General features: G+C 42.6%; 2 protein-coding genes. One reads left to right on the plus strand and one right to left on the minus strand.

What is annotated here, in order from left to right; genetic code table 11:
• The first annotated feature begins 67 nt into the window (after nucleotides 1-67).
• Nucleotides 68-742 carry a response regulator transcription factor gene (locus tag ACFE90_RS36100; protein WP_322647194.1) on the plus strand — a complete coding sequence of 225 codons (675 nt, stop codon included), beginning with the start codon at nucleotides 68-70 and terminating at the stop codon, nucleotides 740-742.
• Here the strand turns inward: ACFE90_RS36100 and ACFE90_RS36105 are convergent.
• Entirely contained in the window at nucleotides 739-2,892 is a 2,154-nt protein-coding gene (locus ACFE90_RS36105) for an Ig-like domain-containing protein (protein ID WP_375507053.1), read from the minus strand. The two genes, ACFE90_RS36100 and ACFE90_RS36105, sit on opposite strands and share 4 nt — an antisense overlap.
• Nucleotides 2,893-3,412: the final 520 nt, after the last annotated feature.

Here is a 3,412-nt window from a genome sequence, read left to right on the forward strand (position 1 = left end):
GGGGAGGAGGGGAGAATAATAATTTCTAGCTTCTGACTAATGACTAATGACTAATGACTAATAATAAATGACGAAAATCTTACTTGTTGAAGATGATGAATTATTTCGGCTTGGTTTGCGGATGCGGTTGCAACAAGAAACCACTTTGGAGATTGTCGCAGAGGCAGAAGATGGAGAACAAGCTGTAGAATTAGCAAATCGCTATCCCTTAGATTTGGTCTTGCTGGATATAGGTTTACCGGGGATTGGCGGGATTGAGGCTTGTCGCCAAATCAAGCAGAAGCACCCAAATTTACCAATTCTTGTTTTAACCTCTCGTTCTGAAAAACCCCTGATTTCGCGGTTAATTGCCGCAGGGGCCCAAGGTTACTGCCTCAAAGGTATTCCGGCTGAGTCTCTGATATTAGCAGTGCGATCGGTTGCAGCAGGGGCTTCTTGGTGGGATCAAACGGCAACAACAGAAATTAGAGCAGCTTTTGAGGGCAATTCTACTTTCATGCTGCCTGCAAAAACTGAGGAATCCTTAGAAAATCCCCTAACCAAGCGGGAGCAAGAAATTTTAGCACTCGTGGCAACTGGCAAAAGCAATCAAGAAATTGCTGAAATTCTCTACATTGCCCCTGGTACAGTGCGGGTTCATGTCCATACTATTTTGCAGAAACTAGAAGTACGCGATCGCACTCAAGCCGCAGTTTTAGCTATCCAAAAAGGATTGGTAGCACCAGAACTGTTAATTAATTAATTGAGTGGACGCAGAAGTGTAATTTTGCCCATGCCAGTCCCTTCATTGAGCTGGGCCACATAGAGATATCCATTTGTAGGATTCTCAACCAAATCCAATGGACTTGGGTTAAAACCGGTGAAGCCAGTAATACCCGTTTGGGAATTTACAATATCCAAGTTTTCCCCACCTGGTGTTAGGACAATGATATCTTTGCCAGCACTGTAACGGACCACCAGGAGTTTGCCTTGTAGCTCGCCACCTAAAACATTACTATGGTACTCAATGATACCATTGGGTGAAAAATGCTCTCCGAAATCGAAGGCACTACCCTTCCAATTCCGGTCAGGTAGAGTACCTATGGGATATTCTTTTACCTGACCTGGGTCTGTACCAACTGTAGGATTTCCACCACTCAACACCCACTCACAACGCTTAGGATTGGGGTGACCATAATAACCGTTTTTAACAACCCGAAACAGATAATCTCGCTGCGTGCCTATATTGCTGAGGCCAGGTACGGATGGACTGGTATAAGCCCCATTAGTAGGTTTATCGATACGGTTTTGGCAGGCAAGAGGTAGCGGAATAGGTGTATTTGGCGTATTGCCACCAGCTGCTGAACCATTTGTTGGCACATATAACTGACCATTGGTGTGCCAAACTAGATCGTAGGCATTGCGTATACCACTGGCAAAGATAGTTACAGCTGCTCCTGGTTTAAAGGGATTATAAGTACCTCCACCCTCTGTTTTAACGCTTAAAGGAAGTGAGGTGATTTTGGACAGGTCAACTCGTAATACAGCAGCACTTAACAACTTCTCAGGACGATTACCCCAGACATTGTTTGGTGCGCCCGTACTACTATTACTACCCTGCAACACATACAGCACTTTTGGCTCATTAGGCTTAAACTCAATACTGTTGGTTTCATGATCCCGGATTGATCGTGGTAAATCAACCACATAGTCTTTTACTGTCTCTAAGTTGGAACCACTCAACCGAGTAATTTTACCAGTCCACTCGGGCGCATTAACAGTTCCATCCCAGTAGTAGTTGTTTGTTACCCATAGAATTAGGTTACTAGCATTTGTTGAGGAGGGATCAAAGTGCATACCAATGATAGTTCGATTACCATGATTGGCAGTCTGTAATGAGGTAATGGTTTGTGGCGTACCTAAAGTGCCATTAGGATTGATCGAGAAGCGCAAAATCTCACCCTGTAAAGTAGCAGCATAGAGTTTATTGTCAGGCCCAATCGATACTGTGGTGTAAGGTTTGGCAGGTACATTCGGTAGTGAGATTTGCTCAAAACTAATATGGCTTCCTCCTTTGCCAAGGGTGTCTGTTGTGAAACTGATGCTATAGGGTATGAATGCAGCACCATTGCTGTCTTTTACTCCGTCGGTGATTTGTAACAGATATTTGGTATTATTCTCGAGATGATTTATCGGGGACACTACAATCACATCTCCGCCACCCGAAGTGTTGTAGTTGGCAGCCACTTGTGTATTAGTACTGCTATCGATCAGCTTGATGGTTGAGGCTGAAAGGGTATTAAGGGCAATCCCACTGTTGGCGAGATTCACGTCTGCTGTAATCGAGATATCTGGTGACACATTTCTCTGATTAACAGTAGGATTGCTTATTCTGACCGAGGGACGGTTAGCCACTGCGATCGCAATATAGTTGATTTTGCTATTTTTAGCACCTTTAGCATCAACAGTCATATTGTACGAACTATTAGCCAGGGCATATTCCCAAGTGGCAGGTATCTTCACTGCTATTCCTGAAGAGTTAGCAGGATATTGCAGATGAATCAGTGTATTAAGTCGCTGATCAATGCCACTTTGATTGCGATCGCGTGGATTGAGTTGGATCTCAAAAGGAGTGCGTGTAGTATTGCCTAAGCTATCTTCATGCACCCAAGCAAAGTTCCGAGTCTCATTGTAGGTTTGACCAGTGTCTTTAATATACCCAGATGCTACAGGAGGGTTATTTGGTTGAAAATTAATTGCTTGAGCAATTGCTAATACCAATATTTTGGGTTTGATATTGTAAATCATATATACCTTGCCGTTGTAGTCGTAGTTGATACGTGGTAGTCCATTGACATAGGCTAAGTATCTGCAATGATTATTCCTAGCGATCCTTTGCAGCTCTTGCGCCATTTGAAATGGTATGTTTATTTCCGCGCTCACTGTACTAATATTTTTACTCAGCACTTAGTACTCAGCAGTTTCAAGCCGAAGACAGAAAGGATGGAATATGGTGGGGGATTCAACTTACCAGGCTTCATTTGGAGAGAAGTCAGCTCGAAAAAAACTCCCCGCAGCAATGGATCTACCAAATCTGCGTTTTTTGGTGAGGGACTTAGACTCTTGCTGCCTTCCGTCGTCAGAAGTTATAAACGCTCTGATAGCAATTCTTCTTTTTGCCCTTTCTTCTCTATGAGTTGAAAAAACTGCATTTTTATTGCCTGAGTTGAAGCTGGTGTAGAAACCATAACCTATCCTCCAGACTATGTAAAAATTATTTAGCAAATACTTGAAATTACATGATTACTGAACTTCTTTTTTCAGGTAATTTCCTAATTCATTAATTTGGTGCAGTATGATTACGTAAAAAGCAATAATTCTTCAAAATTATTACCGTAAATCGTTAACTGCTGCTGGCAAAGTTTATTTTTGT

The organism is uncultured Nostoc sp. (assembly GCF_964245445.1).
GTDB lineage: Bacteria > Cyanobacteriota > Cyanobacteriia > Cyanobacteriales > Nostocaceae > Nostoc.